The organism is Klenkia brasiliensis, assembly GCF_900100695.1.
GTDB lineage: Bacteria > Actinomycetota > Actinomycetes > Mycobacteriales > Geodermatophilaceae > Klenkia > Klenkia brasiliensis.
The window spans coordinates 61228-79410 of record NZ_FNCF01000007.1 but is presented as its reverse complement, the minus strand read 5'-3'; the positions used below and the strand labels follow the sequence as shown (position 1 = coordinate 79410).

The window sequence follows — 18183 nt, the reverse complement described above, 5'->3', positions numbered from 1 at the left end:
CTCTCGTCGGTGAGGGTGGTCGTCCGCATCCTCCGGTCGGGTGCACGAACGGTCAACCCTGACTGCCCGGCGGCTAGGCTCGTCCCGTGGAGACCCGCAGCCGGAGCGAACGCACCGCCGACAGCCGCGCGCTGATCCTGGACGCCGCGGTCGCCTGCCTGGTGTCCGACGGGTACGCCGGGGCCTCGACGCTGGCGGTGCAGGCGCGGGCCGGGGTGTCCCGCGGCCGGCTGCTGCACCACTTCCCCAGCCGGGAGGAGCTGCTGGTCGCCGCTGCCTCGCACCTGGTCAACGAGATGCTGGCCGAGGCCGCCGACCAGGCCGAGCAGCTCGACGTCGCCGACCCGGTCGAGCGGGTCGAGCGGTGCGTGGAGCTGAACTGGGCGCTGTTCCAGAAGCCGCCGTTCTGGGCCGCGATGGAGCTGTGGAACGCCGCCCGCACCGACCAGGCGCTGCGCGCGGCGCTGGCCCCCGAGGAGCGCCGGATCAACCAGGCGATCCGCGCCGCGGCCGACCGGATCTGGGGGCCGGCCGCGGTCGCGTCCCCGCGCTACCCGGTGCTGCGCGAGCTGCTGTTCACCTCCATGCGCGGCGTGGCGATCGCCTACTCCTTCGAGGACCGCCCCGCCGCCACCGACCCGCACCTGGCCATCTGGAAGGACCTGGCCCGCCAGATGCTCGGTTAGCGGGGTGCCATCCGGATGGCGCCGTCGAGGCGGATGACCTCGCCGTTGAGCATCGGGTTGGCCACGACGTGCGCCACCAGCTGGCCGTACTCGTCGGGCTCGCCGAGCCGCGCCGGGTGCGGCACCTGGGCGCCGAGGGAGGCCTTGGCCTCCTCGGGCAACCCGGCCAGCAGCGGGGTGTTGAACAGACCTGGAGCGATCGTGACCACCCGGATGGCCTCGCCGGCCAGGTCGCGGGCGATCGGCAGCGTCATGCCGACGATGCCGCCCTTGGACGCCGAGTAGGCCGCCTGCCCGATCTGGCCGTCGAAGGCCGCGACCGAGGCGGTGTTGACGACGACGCCGCGCTCCTCGCCCTGCAGCTCCACCGACAGCATCCGCTGGGCGGCCAGCCGGATGACGTTGAAGGTGCCGACCAGGTTGACCTGGATGACCTTCTGGAACGCGTCGAGGGGGAAGGCGCCCTTCTTGCCGGCGGTCTTGATGCCGTTCCCGATGCCCGCGCAGTTCACCGCGACCCGCAGCGGGCCGAGCTCGGTGGCCAGGTCCAGCGCGGCGGTCACCTGCTCCTCGGAGGTGACGTCGGCGGCGGCGAAGTGCGCGCCGATCTCGGCGGCGACGGACTCCCCGGCCGAGGTGGGCAGGTCCAGCAGCACCACCTGGGCGCCGGCCTCGCGCAGCCGGCGGGCGGTGGCCAGACCGAGGCCGGAAGCGCCCCCGGTGACGACGGCGACGGCGTCGGTGACGTCCATGCTTCTCCTTCGGTCGGTGCTCGTGGCGAGCCCGGGCAGTCAGGGTTGACCGTAACCGACGGGCCGGGCCAGCATGACGCCGACCACACCCGGTCCGAGGAGCCCTCCAGGAGTCGCAGTGCAGCAGACCCGGCACGACAGCGGCTGGCGCGGCATGACCATCGCCGACCAGCTCGCCCGGCACGCGCGCACCACCCCCGACGACGCCGCCTACCGGTTCGCCGGCACCGGCCGCAGCTACGCGGAGGTCGACGAGCGGGTGACCCGGCTGGCCGCCGTCCTCACCGGGTGGGGCGTGCGGCACGGCGACCGGGTGGCGGTGCTGGCCCTCAACGGGCTCGAGGTCGTGGAGTGCTTCCTGGCAGCGGCACGCATCGGGGCGGTCGCCGTCCCGGTGAACTTCCGGCTGGCCCCGGCCGAGGTCGCCTACGTGCTGGCCGACTCCGGCGCCCGGGTGCTGGTCGTCGACCCCGCCACCGCGGCGACCGCGCAGCAGGCCGGCCCGCCCGAGCACGTGCTCACCGTCGGACCCGACTACGAGGCGGCGCTGGCCGCCGCCGACCCCACCCCGGTCGAGCACGAGGTCGGCGACACCGACGCGGCGTTCCTCATGTACACCTCGGGGACGACGGGTCGACCCAAGGGCGCGGTGCTCACCCACCGGAATCTGCTCATGCACGCGTTCAGCCACGTCACGCACCTGGGCTGGGCGCCCGACGACCGGGTCACCCTGTACGGCGCCCCGCTGTTCCACATCGCCGCGGTCGCCGGGATGCTGCCGAACCTGCTGCTCGGTGGCACCTTCGTGATCACGCGCTCGGGCTCCTTCGACCCGGCGGAGACCCTGGACGAGATCGTGGCCGAGCGGGTGTCCTCGTGCTTCTTCGTGCCCGCGGCGTGGCAGGCGGTCGTCGACGTCCCCGACCTGGCCGAGCGCGACCTGTCCCGGCTGCGGCGCATCTCGTGGGGCGCGGCGCCGGCGTCGACCACGCTGCTGCAGCGGATGCTGGACCTCTTCCCGCAGGCGGAGCTGGTGACGGCGTTCGGGCAGACCGAGTGCTCGCCGGTGACCTGCTTCCTGCGCGGTCCGGACGCCGTCCGCAAGATCGGGTCGGTCGGGACGCCGATGCTCAACGTCGAGGTGCGGGTGGTCGACGAGGCGATGCGCGACGTGCCGCGGGGCGAGGTCGGCGAGATCGTGTACCGCTCCCCCATGGTCATGCGCGAGTACTGGGGCAAGCCCGCCGAGACCGCCGCGGCGTTCGAGGGCGGCTGGTTCCACTCCGGCGACCTGGTGCGCCAGGACGACGAGGGCTACTTCTACGTCGTCGACCGCAAGAAGGACATCATCATCAGCGGCGGGGAGAACATCTACTGCGCCGAGGTCGAGGACGTGCTGGCCGCGCACCCCGGCGTCGCGGAGGTGGCCCTGATCGGCGTCCCCGACGACCGCTGGGGCGAGGCGCCGCTCGCCGTCCTGGCCGCCCGCGACCCCGCCGCCCCGCCCACCGCCGCCGAGCTGACCGCCTGGTGCCGGGAGCGGATGGCGCACTACAAGTGCCCGCGGGAGTTCCACGTCGTGGGCGCGCTCCCCCGCAACCCCAGCGGCAAGGTCCTCAAGACCGAGCTCCGCAAGGACCACGGGGCCTGACCCCCACCGACTGACAGCTCAGCGCTGTACCGGCCGCGCCTGCACAGCTCTCAGCTGTCACTCGACGCGAGCGCCGCCCGGATCCGGGCGATGAGCGTGTGCGGGTGGTGCAGGTCGGCGGCCGTCACGAACAGGACGCGCCACCCGGCCGCCTGCAGCGCCTCGATGCGCCGGCGATCGGCAGCGATCTGCGTCGTGTGCCAGGCGCCCTCGTACTCCAGCGCGACGCGGTGGTCCGGCCACGCGAAGTCGACCCGCGCAACGAACCTGCCCTCCACCCGGACGGTGAACTGCGCCACCGGCGGGGGCAACCCCGCCTCGACGACGAGCAGTCGGAGCCGTGTCTCCTGGGGTGACCCGGCCAGCCCGTCGGCGCGGTCGACGGCTGCGCGTGCTCGCCGGCACCCCCGCCCGACCAGCTCCGCCGCCGCGTGGCGCAGCGCAGTCAGCGTGCTGACGCGCTCGGCCACGCACCGGTCCAGCAGGACGACGGCCTCCACCGGGTCGAGCCGACCGGCCAGCTCGAGCGCCGCCGCCTCGGGCGTCGCCACCAGGACCTGGCCCCGGCGGACCGAGCTCGCGCTGGACAGCGGCCGCCGACGGACGACGACGCCCGGGCAGGCGGGACGCCGGGCGCCGGGTGCGACCGTGAGCTCGACCGGGTCGTCGACGCCGGCGAGGTCGGTCAGGCCCCACAGCACGGCTGCGCTGACCCCGGTCACCACAGCACCCGGCGCCACGGTCGTGGCGGCGATCCGGGCGAGCAGCGCATGGTCGACCTCGCAGTCGGCATCGATGTAGACGTCCGGGAACACCCGCCGCCACGCCGGTCCGCGCAGCTCCCCTGCGGTGAGCAGGCCCCTCGCGACGACGTCGCTGCCGCGGAACCACCGACCCACCAGCGAGGGTGGACGTCGAGGTCGGGGCACAGCCGCAGCCTGCCCGGGATCAGGGCGGCGCGGGCGAGACCTGTGGACAACCGTCGAGTGGTCAGACCCCGCGCCAGACGGGGGCGCGCTTCTCGGCGAAGGCGCGGGCGCCCTCCTGCGCGTCGGCGGAGGAGAACACCGACTCCGTCAGCGTCGCCTGGTGGTCGAGCAGGTCGCGGTCGGTCCAGCGGACGGCGCCGGCCACCAGCTGCTTGGTCGCCCGCAGCGCCAGCGGCCCGTTGACCGCGATGCGCCCGGCCAGCTCGCGCGCCCCGGCCAGCGCACCGCCGGGCTCGGTCAGGGCGTTGACCAGGCCGAACCGGTGCGCCTCCTCGGCCGACATCGGGTCGCCGGTCAGCGCCAGCTCCATCGCCCGCTGGTAGGGCAGCGTCTTGGGCAGCCTCAGCACCCCGCCGCCGGCCGCCACCAGCGAGCGCTTCACCTCGGGGATGCCGAAGCGGGCCTCCCGCGAGGCGACCACCAGGTCGCACGCCAGGACGAGCTCGAACCCGCCGGCCAGCGCCCACCCCTCGACCGCGGCGATCAGGGGCTTGCTCGGGGGCGCCTCCGTCAGGCCGGCGAAGCCCCGCCCGGGGAGGGAGGGGCGCTCCCCGCGGGAGAAGGCCTTGAGGTCCATCCCCGCGCAGAACACCCCGCCCGCCCCGGTGAGCACCAGGACGGCCACGTCGTCCCGGGCGTCGAAGTCGTCGAACGCGGCGGCCAGGGCCTCCGTCGTGGCCAGGTCGACCGCGTTCTTCGCCTCGGGGCGGTTGAGCGTGATCACGCCGACCCCGTCGGCCACCTCTGCGAGCACCGTGTCCGTCATGGCGCCATGTCTGCCAGGTGCGACCCGGGCAGTCAACCCTGACCGTCAGGGCACGGTCAGGACGCCGGGGACAGCTCCCGCTCGATGTCGGCCAGGCTGCGGTTCTTGGTCTCCGGCACCGCCTTGACCACGTAGACCAGGGACAGCACGGTGACCACCGCGTACAGGCCGAACGTGGCGGTCTCCCCGATCGCGGCGATGATCGACAGGTAGCTGACCGCGACGACGAAGTTGGCCACCCAGTTGGCCATCGTGGCCACCGAGGAGGCCCGGCCGCGCACCGCCAGCGGGAAGATCTCGCTGATCAGCAGCCAGACCACCGGGCCCAGGCTGACCGCGAACGAGCCGACGTAGAAGGCCAGCACCACGGTCGTGACGATCGCGCCGGCACCGGCGATGTCGAACAGGAAGGCGATCGCCAGACCCGCGAGGCCCAGGACCATGCCGCTCATGCCCCAGATGAGCAGGGCACGCCGGCCGACCTTGTCGATGACCTTGATGGCCACGATCGTCATGACCACGTTGGTCAGGCCGACCACCAGCAGCGCCAGCAGCGCGGCCTGCGACCCGAGGCCGGCGTTCTCCAGCACGGTCGGGGCGAAGTAGATGACGGTGTTCACGCCGGTGATCTGCTGCACGATCGCCAGCGTCACGCCCAGCACCAGGGCCGGGCGCAGCTTGGGCGCTAGCAGCGAGCGCTTGGCCCCCTTCTCCTCCTCGGTGGCGGTGCCCCGGATGTCGTCGATCTCCTCGGAGATCGCGTCCTCGGAGTCCCGCAGCGTGCGCAGCACCTCGCGGGCCTCGTCGACGCGGCCCTGCCGCACCAGCCAGGCCGGGCTCTCGGGCTCCCGGACCATGCCCAGGCCCAGGACGACGGCGGGCAGCAGAGCCAGGCCCACGCTGATCCGCCAGTCGCCGCTGCCGGCCAGGAAGTAGGCGACGAGCTGGGAGACCAGGATGCCGATGGTCACCGACAGCTGGTTGAGGCTGACCAGCGCCCCGCGCCGCTCGGGCGGGGCGATCTCGCCGATGTAGACGGGGACGACGAAGGACGCCGACCCCACCCCGACGCCGATGAGGAACCGCGACAGCAGCAGCACCCAGAACGCGGGCGCCACGATCGAGAGCAGCAGCCCGACGACGAAGACCAGCGAGGTGATGATGATCGCCCGGCGGCGGCCGAGGCTGTCGGCGACCCGGCCCGCGACCAGCGCCCCGACCGCGGCGCCGACCAGCAGGATGGACACCACCGTGCCCTGCAGGAACGGGGTGTCGAGGGTGAAGTCGCTGCTGATGTTCGGCAGCACACCCCCGATGACACCGGTGTCGTAGCCGAAGAGGATGCCACCGACCGCGGTGAGGGCGGCGGCCTTGGTGACCGCCCGCCGGTGCGCGGCGCTGGCTTGTGTGCTGGTCATCGTGCGTGTCCCGTCTCGTTGCAACTCTCAACCAGCAAGATCGTGCGCCCGGTCCACGGGTTCGGCGACCCGAAGCCCCACGACCCCGTCGTGCACGACCGGCCCGGCCCCCAGGAGGGGCCGGGCCGGTCGGTCAGCGCGGGATCAGCGCGCGGTGCGGCGTGCGAGCAGGGTGGCCAGGCCACCGACCACCAGGAACGCGCCGGCCAGCAGCAGCAGGCCGCCGGCCTCCACACCGGTCTGCGCCAGCGCGGCCGGCTGGGCCGGGTGCGCCGCGGCGGCCGGGGTGGTCGAGGCGACCGGGTGCACCGTGGCGACCGGGGCGACGGGCAGCGGCTGCGGGACCACGCAGGTGCCCACGACGGCCTCGGTCGCGCCGACCGACGCGAACACCTGGCCGTCGACCAGCAGCGCCAGACCGGTGAAGCCGTCCAGCGGGACGGTGCCGGTGGCGCTCACCAGCGGCAGCGTCCCGGCGAGGGTGCCGTCCTCGGAGAGCACGTCGGCGCTGGCCAGGACGACGTCCTCGCCCGACGGGCTGGTGCCGACCACGGCGATGCCGTAGGTGCCGCCGGCGGTCAGGCCGGACGCCTCGATCGTCGCGAGGACGGAGTCGGGGGTGGCGCAGTCGCGGGCCAGGGCGATGCTGCCCTCGGCGGTGCACACGTCGGTCAGGGGCTGGACCCGGACCTCGTAGGTGTACACGGCGTCGCTGCCGGGCTCCTGCACCAGCACGCCGACGGTCTCGACGCCCTCGAGCGCCTCCGGGGTGGCCAGGACCGCGATGCGGCCGCCGATGACCTCGGACTCCACGGTCTCGGTCGTGTCGCCCACGGTCAGCTGGACGGCGACGACGGTGCCCTCGGCGATGTCGGTGCCCGAGACGACCACGGTGACCTCGCCCAGGCAGCCCTGCTGCGCGGTCGCGGTCCCCGGCGACTGGCCCGGGCCGGTCGTCGTGCTCGGCTCCGACGTCGTCGACGGCTCCGAGGTCGTCGACGGGGACGAGGTCGTGGTCGCCGTCGACGACGACGACGAGGTGGTCTCCGTGGACGACGAGGTGGTCTCCGTGGACGACGAGGTGGTCTCCGTCGCGGACGAGGACGAGGTGGTCGTCTCCGACGTGGTGGTCGCCTCCGTCGTGGTCGCCTCCGTCGTCGTCGGGACGGCCGTCGTCGTGGTGCTCGTCGAGGTGGCGCTCAGGGAGGAGGCGTCGGCCCCCGGGGTGTCGGCGACGGCGATGCCGGCACCGCCCAGGAGGACGCCGGCGCCCACCATGGCGGCGACGACGGAACGGACTGCGAGATCCCGCACGGGACCACCTCTCGTCGGCCCCTCGCGGGGCACGGATGGGGGCCTGTCCGGCCCGTTGGTGACGCAACGTGTCAGCACAGCGGGATCACAGCCACCGGAACGGCCCCGTTCCGGGGCTGGCGGGCCCGAGATTCACCCGGTCGCTCGCGAGCCGTGACGCTGCGTGGTCGTGGCGAGACCCGCTCCCGGGGTCGGTGTCGACGTCGGATGTGACGTGGAGCACGCTGGCCGGGTGAGCGACCTGTGGCCCGCCGGCGTCCCCCGCAGCCTCGACTACCCGACCGCCCCCGTGGGCTCGCTGCTGCGTGCAGCGGTCCGCCGCTGGGGGAACCGGACGGCGTTCGTGCACCATGGCACCGAGCTGACCTACGCCGAGCTGGGCCGGCGGGCGAACGCCGTGGCCGCCGGGCTGGCCGGGCAGGGGGTCGGGCCCGGCGACGTGGTCGCGGTGCACCTGCCCAACTGCCTGCAGTACCCGCCCGTGTACTACGGCGTGCTGCTGGCCGGGGCGACCTTCTCCCCCACCAACCCGCTGCTGACCCCGACGGAGCTGGCCCACCAGCTGACCGACTCCGGTGCCCGGGTGCTCGTCACCTGGGAGGCCTGCCTGCCGGCGGTGCGGGCCGCGCTCGGGGACACCGCGGTGCGCACCGTCGTCGTCACCGGTCCCGCCCAGGTCGCCGACCCGCACGCACCGGTCGAGCTGCTCGAGGGCGCCGTCGACCTGGCCGATCTGCTGGACGCCGACCCGGCCGACGCGCACCGCGACGCCGCCCTGGACCCGGTCACCGCCCTGGCGCACCTGGCCTACACCGGCGGCACCACCGGGGTGAGCAAGGGCGTGGAGCTGCCGCACCGGCAGGTGGTCACCAACGTGCTGCAGTCGACCTGCTGGGCCTCGGGGTCGGTGCCGGCACGCGACGGGCACGGGGACGTCACCGTCGAGCAGGTCGGCGACCTGGAGGAGTACCCGGTCCGGCTGGGCACCGGGTGCGCGATCAACCTGACGCCGTGGTTCCACGCGATGGGCGTGATCGGCTACCTCAACGGCCAGGTGGTCAGCGGCGCGACCGTGGTCATCCACGACCGGTTCGACCCGGTCGCCTACGTCCGGGACGCCGAGGCCCACCGGGTCACCTCGATCGGCGGTGCCCCGCCGGTGTTCGCGGCGCTGCTGCAGGTGCCGGGCATCGACCAGGCCGACCTGTCCAGCGTGCGCGGGCTGTCCAGCGGGGCCGCACCGCTCGCCGTCCCGCTCATCGAGCGGCTGCGGGCGCTGTTCCCCGGCGCCGTCATCGGCGAGGGCTACGGGCTGACCGAGGTGACCATGCAGGCCACCGGCAACCCGGTGGCCCGGTCCGCGGTGCGCAAAGCGGGCACGGTGGGCCTCCCGGTCCCCGACACCGAGATCAGCATCCGGGCACTGGACACCGGCGAGGAGCTGCCGGTCGGCGAGCGCGGCGAGGTGTGCATCCGCGGCCCGCAGGTGATGCGCGGCTACGCCGGCCGGCCCGACGCCACCGCGCAGTCGATCGACGCCGAGGGCTGGTTCCACTCCGGCGACGTCGGCGTGCTGGACGAGGACGGCTACCTGGCCGTCGTCGACCGCACCAAGGACATGCTGCTGCACAAGGGCTACAACGTGTTCCCCCGCGAGCTGGAGGAGATCCTGGTGGGCGTGCCCGGGGTGGCCGGGGTCGCGGTGGTCGGCCGGCCGGACCCGGTGGCCGGCGAGCTGCCGGTGGCCTACGTGGTGCGGCGGGACGACGCGGCCGGCTCGGCGCTCACCGAGGAGTCGGTCATGGCCGCGGTCAACGACCGGGTGACGCCGTACAAGCGGGTCCGCGCCGTCGTGTTCACCGACGCGATCCCGGTCTCCCCCGCCGGCAAGGTGCTCAAGCGGGTGCTGGCCGACCGGGAGCGGGCGGCGGCGGGCTGACCCGGACGGGGGTGTCCGACCCGCCCGCTGACCTGCGGCTGCGTAGTGTCGCTGCCGTGATCCCCGCATGCTGAGCGACCACGGCGGTGTGCAGCTCGCGCACACCGAGGAGTCCCCGGTCCGCCAGGTCGGCAAGCGGGTCGTCATCGCCACGGTCGTGCTCGTGGCGACCGTGCTCATCGTGTACTTCGACCGCGACGGGTACCGCGACAACAACGGCGGCGAGCTGTCGCTGCTGGACGCGACCTACTACGCCACGGTCAGCCTCTCCACCACCGGCTACGGCGACATCACGCCGGTCACCGCCGGCGCCCGGCTGGTCAACATCCTGATCATCACGCCGCTGCGCGTGCTCTTCCTGCTCATCCTCATCGGGACCACGCTGGAGGCGCTCACCGCGCGCTCCCGCGAGGAGTTCCGGGTCCGTCGTTGGAGGTCCTCCGTGCGCCAGCACGTCGTCGTGTGCGGCTACGGCACCAAGGGCCGCAGCGCCATCCGCGCCCTCATCGCCGCCGGCACGGACAAGGAGCACATCGTCGTCGTCGACCCCAGCCCCGCGGCGATCGACGAGGCCAACTCCATCGGCCTGACCGGCATCGTCGGCGACGCCGGCCGCGCCGACGTGCTGCGCCGCACCTCGATCGAGAAGGCCCGGGCGGTGGTGGTGGCCGCCAACCGCGACGACACCGCCGTCCTCATCACCCTCACCGTGCGGCAGCTCTCGCCCACGGTGCCGATCACCGCCTCGGTGCGGGAGGAGGAGAACGCCAGCCTGCTGCGGCAGTCCGGGGCCGACTCGGTCATCACCTCCTCCTCCACCTCCGGCCGACTGCTCGGCCTGGCCACCGACGCCCCGCGCGTGGTCGCCGCGGTCGAGGACCTGCTCACCGCCGGGCACGGCCTGGACCTCGCGCAGCGCACGGTCACCAGCGCCGAGGTCGGCATGGGCGCACGGCAGCTGCGCGACGTGGTGCTGTCGGTGACCCGGGGTGGGCGCACGCTGCGCTTCGACGACCCGGCGATCGGCACCCTGCAGAGCGAGGACGTGCTGGTCGTCGTCCGCTCGAACGGCTGACCGCGGTCCGGCTCAGCGCAGCCGGTCGGCCAGCAGCTGCACCAGGTGCCGGGCCGGCAGCCCGGCCAGGTCGCGCACCTGGGTGCGGCAGGAGAACCCGTCGGCCAGCAGCGCCCGGTCGGGGTGCTCGGCGGCCCGGGCGAGGACGCCGTCGCGGGCGATGGCCACCGACAGGTCGTGGTGGCCGTGCTCCATGCCGAAGCTGCCGGCCAGCCCGCAGCACCCCACCGAGAGCTCGACGTCGCAGCCCATCCGGTCCAGCAGGGCGCGGTCGGCGTCGAAGCCCAGCACCGCGTGGTGGTGGCAGTGCGGCTGCACCAGCAGCCGCTCCCCCGCGCCGGCCGGCGGGGTCCAGTCCAGCTCGGTGAGCAGCTCGGCGACGGTGCGGACGGCGGCGGCCACCGCGGCGGCCCGCGGGTCGTCGGGCAGGAGCTCCACCAGGTCCGAGCGCAGCGTCGCGGTGCAGCTGGGCTCCAGGCCGACGACGACGCGGCCGGCCCGCACGTGCGGGTTGAGGACGGCGAGGGTGCGCCGCATCCGGGCGCGGGCGGCGGTCAGCTGGCCGGTGGTCACCAGCGTCAGCCCGCAGCAGGCACCGGGCTCGGCGACCACGACGTCGCAGCCGGCCGCCTCCAGCACGGCGACGGCGTCGCGCGCGACCGCGGGCTCGAGGCCGTCGGAGAAGGAGTCCACCCACAGCAGCACCGGCGTCCCGGTGCCGGCGGGCGCGCGGCGCCGGCGGGCCGTGCGGGTCCAGCGGAAGGGCCGCAGCGGCAGGTCGGGCAGCGACCTGCGGGGGTCGGCGCCCATCGCCCGCAGCCCCGCGCGGCGCAGCGGGCCGACCCGCGCGGCCAGCCGCAGCGGACCGGCGAACGGGGCGGCCAGCCGCAGCCACCGCGGGAGCCGGCCGAACGTGTAGTGCGCCCGCGGGCGGACCCGCCCGGCCCAGGTGCGGTGCAGGGTCTCGGCCTTGTAGGTGGCCATGTCGGTGCCGGTCGGGCAGTCGCTCGCGCACGCCTTGCAGCTCAGGCAGAGGTCCAGCGCCTCGTGCACCTCCGGGGCCGCCCAGCCGCCCTCGACCCCGCCGGCCAGCATCTCCTGCAGCGCCCGGGCGCGGCCGCGGGTGGAGTCCTGCTCCTCCCGGGTGGCCAGGGAGGACGGGCACATGAACGCGCCCTGCCCGCGCAGGTCGGCCCGGCAGGCGCCCACGCCGGTGCAGCGGTGCAGCGCCGCGGTGACGTCGCCGCCGTCGGCGGTGAACGCGAACCCGTCGGCGGCCACCACCGGCAGGGCGCGGGGGCGGCGCAGGTCGGCGTCCAGCGGGGCGGGCCGGACGACGACACCGGGGTTCATCCGGTCCTGCGGGTCGAGCAGGCCCTTGAACCGGGCCATCGCGCCCAGCGCCTGCTCCGAGTACATGGTGCGCAGCAGCTCCGAGCGGGCCCGGCCGTCGCCGTGCTCGCCGGACAGCGACCCCCCGTGCGCGGTGGCCAGCTCCGCCGCGCGCTCCAGGAACCGGCGCATGGGCCCGCCGCCGAGGTGCAGCGGGAAGTCGATCCGCACGTGCACGCAGCCGTCGCCGAAGTGGCCGTAGGCCAGGCCGGTGACGTCCTCGTCGGCCATCAGCGCCTCCAGGCCGCGCAGGTAGTCCCCCAGCCGCTCCGGCGGCACCGCGGAGTCCTCCCACCCCGGCCAGGCCTGGGTGCCGGCCGGGGTGCGCCCGGCCAGGCCCGCTCCGTCGGCCCGGATCTGCCACAGCCGGGTGGCCGCGGGGCCGGCGGGCAGCACCCGCACGTCGCGGGCCGCGGACGCGGCGGCGAACCGGTGCGCGGCGTCCACGGCCTCCTGCGCGGTCTCCCCGCCCAGCTCGGCCATCAGCCAGCCGCCGCCCGCGGGCAGGTCGGGCACGCGGCCGTGCGCCCGCCGGACGACGTCGACCAGCCGGGCGTCCAGGCCCTCCAGCGCCAGCGGGGCCAGCGGCAGCAGCGCGGGGACGTCGTCGGCGGCCGCGGCCATGTCGGGGTAGGCCAGCACCGCCAGCGCGGGGGCCGGCGCCCGCGGCACCAGGCGGACGACGGCCTCCAGCAGCACCCCGCAGGTACCCTCGGTGCCCACCAGCGCGGCGGCCAGCGACGACCCGTTCTCCGGCAGCAGGTGCTCCAGGGAGTAGCCCGAGATCTGCCGGGCGAAGCGGCCGAACTCGGTGCGGACGACGCCGAGGTGGTCGCGGACGAAGCCGGCCAGCCCGGGGACGGCGTCCAGCGCGCCGGGGCCCGAGCCCGCGGTGACGACCCGGCCGTCGCCGGTGAGCCAGGTCAGCTCCACGACGTTGTCGGCGGTGCGGCCGTAGGACAGCCCGTGCGGGCCGCACGCGTTGTTGCCGATCAGTCCGCCGAGGGTGGCGCGGGAGGCGGTGGAGGGGTCGGGGCCGAAGCGCAGACCGTGCGGCGCGGCGGCGGCCTGCAGGTCGGTGAGCACGACGCCTGGCTGCACGGTGGCGGTGCGGGCCACCGGGTCCACCGCCAGCACCCGGTCCAGGTACCGGGAGCAGTCGAGGACCAGGCCGGGGCCGACGGCGTTGCCGGCGCAGGAGGTGCCACCGCCCCGCGGGGTGACCGGGACGCCGTGCGCGGCGGCCAGCGCGACGGCGTCGACGACGTCGGCGCGGGTGCGGGGCTGCAGCACCGCGCGCGGGGGCACCCGGTAGTTCGAGGCGTCGGTGGAGAAGACCGCGCGGGCCAGGCCGTCGTCCCGCGCGAGGTCGCCGAACCGGGCCCGCAGGTCGTCCTCGAAGCCCGGCACGGGTCGATCATCCCCCGGCGAGCACCCACAGCCGGGTCGGCTCGGAGCGGCCGCGCAGCACGACCTCCTCGCCGGCCACCCAGTGCACGCGCTCGCCGGCGTCGGCGGCCTGCACGGCGGCGTCGCTGGCCACCGCACGGCCGGCGTGGTCCTTGGCCAGCTCGGTCAGCCGGGCGGCGGTGTTCACCGCGTCGCCGATGACGGTGTACTCCGAGCGGCTGTCCGCCCCGATCTGGCCGGCGACGACGTCCCCCCACGCCACCCCGACGCCGACCTCCACCTCGCCGGCCGCGGCGACCGCGGTGCAGATCGCCCGCGCCGCCCGCAGCGCGGCACCGGCCGCGTCGGGCAGCGGCTGCGGCGCGCCGAACACGCACAGCGCGGCATCGCCCTCGAACTTGTTGACCAGCCCGCCCTCGGCGGAGGTGGCGTCGACGACGACGGCGAAGAACCGGTTGAGCAGCCCGACCATCTCCTGCGGGCCCAGCCGCTCGGCCAGCCCGGTGGAGCCGGCGACGTCGACGAACAGCGCGGCCACCGTGCGGGTCTCCCCGCCCAGCTCGACGCCGTCGGACAGGGCGCGGGCGGCGACGTCGGCGCCGACGTGCCGGCCGAAGAGGTCGCGCAGCCGCTCCCGCTCGGCCAGCCCGCTGGCCATGGTGTTGACGCCGTTCTGCAGCAGCCCGATCTCCCCGGCGTCGTCGACGACCACCCGGACGTCGGTCTCGCCCTCGCCGATGCGCTGCACCGCGCGGCGCAGCTCGCGCAGCGGCGTGCCGACGCCGCGGGCCAGCAGCAGCGTGGCGAGCAGGCCGACGACCAGCGCCACGCCGGGCAGGAAGATGGCGGTGAAGCGGCCCGGGGTGCCCTGGCCGGTCGGGTCGATGACCAGCAGGATCAGGCCCAGCATCGGCACGCCGCTGGTCAGGCCCCAGGTGAGCAGCAGGCGGCGGCGGACGCTGAGCGTGCGGGGCTGGTCGGGCGGCTGGGCGGCCAGCGCGCGGGCGGTGACGTGCCGGGCGGCCCGGGCGACCAGCAGGTAGGTGACGCCGGCGGTGACCACCCCGCCGAGGACGACGGAGATGCCGATCCGCAGCCCGACCAGCGCCTGCGGGTAGACCGCGGCCGACACCACGCCCAGCCCGACCGCGGCCACCGCCCAGACCCAGGCCACCAGCTTCGCGACGTCCCCGGGCATCCGCAGGGCCAGCACGACCTCCTCGGGGGTGGGGGCGCGCCCGGCCCACAGCCACCGGTTGGTGCGGCGGTGCTTGTGCAGGCCGAGGACGACGCCGACCGGGATCGCCAGCAGCAGGTAGCCCGCGCCGACGATGCCGGTGACCAGCCGGCCGGTCGGGGACTCCGCGTCGCTGCCGCCGTTGACGCCCAGCAGCAGCACGGTGACCACTCCGGCACCGACGACGTTGGCCGCCACCACCAGCAGCGCGATGCCGGGGGCGACCACCCGGTCGGCGGGCACCACCCGGCGGATCCCCGGGACGACGACGCGCAGCAGCGCCGGCGGCAGCGCGCGCACGCCCCGCAGCACGGTGGTGATCAAGCAGCCCTCACAGCACGGGTCAACGAGCGACCGGGCCCGGGGACACTGCGCACCGGCACACGGTGCCCGGCGGGGCCCCCGCGCACCAGCCCACCCGCCCCGCCCGGGTGGTGACGCGCACCTCTACCGCCGGGCGGGCCCGCCGGTGAGGATGGGTCATGGCCGTCCAGCACCCCACCCCGGTCGACATCGCGCTCATGGCCGGGCGGGCGGGCTACGTGCTCAGGGCCAACGACCGCGGCCGGTTCACCGTCGCCTCGCCCACGCTCTACCCGCACATGTGGAGCTGGGACGCCGGGTTCGTCGCGCTCGGCATCGCCACGGTCTCGGTGCCGCGGGCCCTGGACGAGCTGCGCACGCTGCTGAGCGGGCAGTGGACGACCGGGATGATCCCGCACATCATGTTCCACTCCCCCAGCGACTACTTCCCCGACCCGGACCGCTGGCGCACCCAGGTCGCGGCCGCCCGGCCGGTCGGGGTGCCGACCAGCGGCATCACCCAGCCGCCGATCCACGTCATCGCGCTCTCCCGGATCCTGCACGACGCCCGCCGACGGGGCGGCGTGGACCAGGAGCTGTGCGAGGCCTTCGTCGTCGAGACCTTCCCCCGCTGGCTGGCCTGGCACCGCTACCTGGCCACCGCCCGCGACCCGCACCGCCACGGCCTGGTGGAGATCCACCACGGGTGGGAGTCCGGGATGGACGACTCCCCGCGCTGGGACTCCCCCTACTCGCGGGTGGTGCCCGGTCCGATGCCGCCGTTCGTGCGCCGGGACCTCGCGCACGTGTCCGACCCCTCCCAGCGGCCCAGCGACGCGGAGTACGCCCGCTACCTCTGGCTGGTCGAGCAGAAGGTGCGCGCCCGCTACGACGACGCCGCGTACCGGGCCACCGGGGACTTCGTGGTCGGCGACGTCCTGGTGTCGGCGCTGCTGGCGGCGGCGTCGGACCTGCTGGCCGACATGGGCACCGAGCTCGGCGCCGACCCGGCCGGCATCGAGGAGTCCCGCGCCATCGCCCGGCGGTTCCGCACCGGCGTGCTGCGCTCGGTCGACCCGGCCACCGACCTCGCCCGCGACCTCGACCTGCGGACCGGTGAGTACCTGTCGGTGGACTCCGCGGCCGGCTTCGCCCCGCTGGTCTGCGGGGGCGACGAGGCGCTGCTGCGCCGTCAGCGCGACCTGCTGCTGGGCCCCCGCTGGTGCGGGCACTCCCGGCTGCGCTGGCCCGTCGTCCCCTCGGTGTCCCCGGCCTCGCCGGCGTTCCGCGAGCGCACGTACTGGCGCGGGCCGCAGTGGCCGGTGCTCAACTGGCTGATGGCCTGGGCGCTGAACCGGTCCGGGGAGCAGGAGGCGGCCAACGCGCTGCGGCTGGCCGGGCTCGCGCAGCTGGTCGACTGCGACTTCGCCGAGTACTACGAGCCGCTGACCGGCGAGCAGCTCGGCTCCAAGGACCAGTCCTGGACGGCGGCGATCGCGCTGGACTTCCTGGCCGCCCGCCGTCCCGGCCGGCGCCGGCACGTCCGCCTGCTGACCACCGAGCTCCCCGCCGTCACCCCCGCCGGTCGCCGCTCGCCGCGCCCGGCCTGACGTCCCTGCGGCAGGATCACCGGCATGCCACGTCCGCTGCCGGCGCTGCCCACCACCGTCGTCGGGAGCCTGCCCCAGCCCGACTGGCTGATCGACCGCGACCGGCTGGGCCACCAGTTCCCGCCCCGGGTGCGGGCCGCCGAGCTGTGGCGGATCCCCGCCGACCGGCTGGCCGAGGCGCAGGACGACGCCACCCTGGTCACCATCCGCGCCCAGGAGGAGGCCGGCCTGGACATCGTCGGGGACGGCGAGGTCCGGCGGGAGTCCTACTCCAACCACTTCGCCACGGCGCTCGAGGGCATCGACCTCGACCACCCGGGGACGGTGCGCAACCGGTCGGGCCTGGACATCCCGGTCCCCCGCGTGGTCGGCCCGATCACCCGGCCGCGGCCGGTGCAGGCCGACGACGTCCGGTTCCTGCGCGCGCACACCGACCGGGCCGTGAAGATCACCGTCCCGGGGCCGTTCACGATGGCGCAGCAGGCCCAGGACGACCACTACGGCAGCGACCGCGAGCTGGCGCTGGCCTACGCCGACGTGGTGCGCCTGGAGATCGCCGACCTGTTCGCCGCCGGCGCCGACGTCGTCCAGCTCGACGAGCCGTGGCTGCAGGCCCGGCCCGACGTCGCCCGGCAGTACGGGGTCGAGGCGCTGAACCGGGCGCTGGCGGGCGCGGCGGGCACCACCCACGTGCACCTGTGCTTCGGCTACGCCGCGATGGTCGCGCAGCGACCGGACGGCTACTCCTTCCTGCCCGAGCTCGCCGACGTCGCCTGCGACGCGGTGTCGGTGGAGACCGCGCAGTCCCACCTCGACCCGGCGACGCTGGAGCCGCTGCGCGGCAAGGGCATCGCCCTGGGCGTGCTGGACCTGTCCACGCCCGAGGTCGAGACGCCGGTGGTGATCGCCGACCGGGTGCGCCGCGCGCTGGACCACGTGGACGTCGCCGAGCTGGTGCTGTCCAGCGACTGCGGGCTGAAGTACCTGCCGCGGGAGTCCGCCGCCGGCAAGATGCGCGCCCTGGTCACCGCCGCCGAGCTGGTGCGCGGGGAGCTCTAGGCCGTCTGGGCCAGCGCGACGTCCAGCGAGCGCACGGCGCCGTCGGGGTCGACCCGGGCGAGGGCGAACGCGGCGACCACCAGCGAGGTGAGGGTGTCGGCGAGCTCGGCGGGGTCGCGGCCGGGGAACCGCGCCCGCACACCGCGCTCGAACGCCGTCCGCAGCTCGGCCCGGTAGCCGGCCACGACGGCGCGCACCGCGGCGTCCCCGCCGATCGGCGCGGTGGCCGTGTTGACCAGCAGGCACCCCTGCCCGGCGCCGGCCGCGTCGGGGTGGTCGTCCCCGGCGGCGACCGCCGCGCGCAGCCCGGTGAGGTACTCCACCAGCGCGTCGGGGGCCACCTCGGCCCCGGTGAGGACGGCGAGGCGCGGGCGCACCACCTCGTCGAGGTAGCTCTGCACGGCGGCGTCGAACAGGCCCCGCTTGCTGCCGAAGGCGTGGTAGATGCTCGACCGGTTCAGCCCGGTCGCGCGCTCGAGGTCGGGGACCGACGCCCCCTCGAAGCCCTGCACCCAGAACACCCCGCGCGCGGCGCGGACGGCGTCGGCGGTGGCGTAGGCCTGCGGTCGGGGCACCCGGCCT

14 protein-coding genes are annotated in these 18183 nt (G+C 75.4%); 6 read left to right on the top strand and 8 right to left on the bottom strand.

Annotated elements, in window-relative coordinates; all coding sequences use genetic code 11:
- The first annotated feature begins 86 nt into the window (after positions 1-86).
- On the top strand, positions 87-686 hold the full coding sequence (locus BLT39_RS19140; protein WP_207508177.1) for a TetR/AcrR family transcriptional regulator: 600 nt from the start codon (positions 87-89) through the stop codon (positions 684-686).
- Here BLT39_RS19140 and BLT39_RS19135 read toward each other — a convergent pair.
- On the bottom strand, positions 683-1438 hold the full coding sequence (locus tag BLT39_RS19135; protein WP_091067764.1) for a 3-hydroxyacyl-CoA dehydrogenase: 756 nt from the start codon (positions 1436-1438) through the stop codon (positions 683-685). The two genes, BLT39_RS19140 and BLT39_RS19135, sit on opposite strands and share 4 nt — an antisense overlap.
- A gap of 118 nt (positions 1439-1556) precedes the next feature.
- Between BLT39_RS19135 and BLT39_RS19130 the strand changes: the two genes are divergently transcribed.
- A complete protein-coding gene (locus BLT39_RS19130; RefSeq protein WP_242658551.1) occupies positions 1557-3089 on the top strand; it encodes a long-chain-fatty-acid--CoA ligase in 1533 nt (510 codons plus the stop codon).
- A gap of 50 nt (positions 3090-3139) precedes the next feature.
- On the opposite strand, the gene BLT39_RS19125 is transcribed toward BLT39_RS19130, so the two are convergent.
- From BLT39_RS19125 to BLT39_RS22110, 4 genes are all read right to left on the bottom strand, one after another.
- On the bottom strand, positions 3140-3988 hold the full coding sequence (locus BLT39_RS19125) for a DUF559 domain-containing protein (RefSeq protein WP_242658550.1): 849 nt from the start codon (positions 3986-3988) through the stop codon (positions 3140-3142).
- Positions 3989-4079: 91 nt separating this feature from the next.
- Positions 4080-4844 (bottom strand): crotonase/enoyl-CoA hydratase family protein, encoded by a 765-nt coding sequence (locus BLT39_RS19120; RefSeq protein WP_091067757.1) that lies wholly within the window; start codon positions 4842-4844, stop codon positions 4080-4082.
- Positions 4845-4900: 56 nt separating this feature from the next.
- Positions 4901-6262, bottom strand: coding sequence for a sugar porter family MFS transporter (locus BLT39_RS19115; RefSeq protein ID WP_091067754.1), 1362 nt, complete (start codon positions 6260-6262; stop codon positions 4901-4903).
- 144 nt (positions 6263-6406) lie between these two features.
- Positions 6407-7576, bottom strand: a complete 1170-nt coding sequence (locus BLT39_RS22110; RefSeq protein WP_131801522.1) for a hypothetical protein — start codon at positions 7574-7576, stop codon at positions 6407-6409.
- A gap of 232 nt (positions 7577-7808) precedes the next feature.
- On the opposite strand from BLT39_RS22110, the gene BLT39_RS19100 reads away from it, so the two are divergent.
- On the top strand, positions 7809-9515 hold the full coding sequence (locus BLT39_RS19100) for a class I adenylate-forming enzyme family protein (protein ID WP_165640335.1): 1707 nt from the start codon (positions 7809-7811) through the stop codon (positions 9513-9515).
- A gap of 67 nt (positions 9516-9582) precedes the next feature.
- Positions 9583-10590: a potassium channel family protein gene (locus BLT39_RS19095; RefSeq protein ID WP_091067743.1), complete on the top strand. Its 1008-nt coding sequence runs from the start codon at positions 9583-9585 to the stop codon at positions 10588-10590.
- Positions 10591-10602: 12 nt separating this feature from the next.
- Here the strand turns inward: BLT39_RS19095 and BLT39_RS19090 are convergent, their stop codons facing one another.
- Positions 10603-13392: an FAD-binding and (Fe-S)-binding domain-containing protein gene (locus BLT39_RS19090; RefSeq protein ID WP_091067739.1), complete on the bottom strand. Its 2790-nt coding sequence runs from the start codon at positions 13390-13392 to the stop codon at positions 10603-10605.
- 7 nt (positions 13393-13399) lie between these two features.
- Positions 13400-14953 (bottom strand): adenylate/guanylate cyclase domain-containing protein, encoded by a 1554-nt coding sequence (locus tag BLT39_RS19085; protein WP_207508173.1) that lies wholly within the window; start codon positions 14951-14953, stop codon positions 13400-13402.
- Between the two features lie 158 nt (positions 14954-15111).
- Here BLT39_RS19085 and ggh point away from each other — a divergent pair, with 158 nt between their 5' ends.
- Together ggh and BLT39_RS19075 are read left to right on the top strand one after the other, a co-directional pair.
- On the top strand, positions 15112-16542 hold the full coding sequence (gene ggh / locus BLT39_RS19080; protein ID WP_109502191.1) for a glucosylglycerate hydrolase: 1431 nt from the start codon (positions 15112-15114) through the stop codon (positions 16540-16542).
- Between the two features lie 24 nt (positions 16543-16566).
- On the top strand, positions 16567-17601 hold the full coding sequence (locus BLT39_RS19075; protein ID WP_091067735.1) for a uroporphyrinogen decarboxylase family protein: 1035 nt from the start codon (positions 16567-16569) through the stop codon (positions 17599-17601).
- On the opposite strand, the gene BLT39_RS19070 is transcribed toward BLT39_RS19075, so the two are convergent.
- A complete protein-coding gene (locus BLT39_RS19070) occupies positions 17598-18176 on the bottom strand; it encodes a TetR/AcrR family transcriptional regulator (RefSeq protein WP_091067730.1) in 579 nt (192 codons plus the stop codon). The genes BLT39_RS19075 and BLT39_RS19070 overlap by 4 nt on opposite strands.
- Between the last annotated feature and the right edge of the window lie 7 nt (positions 18177-18183).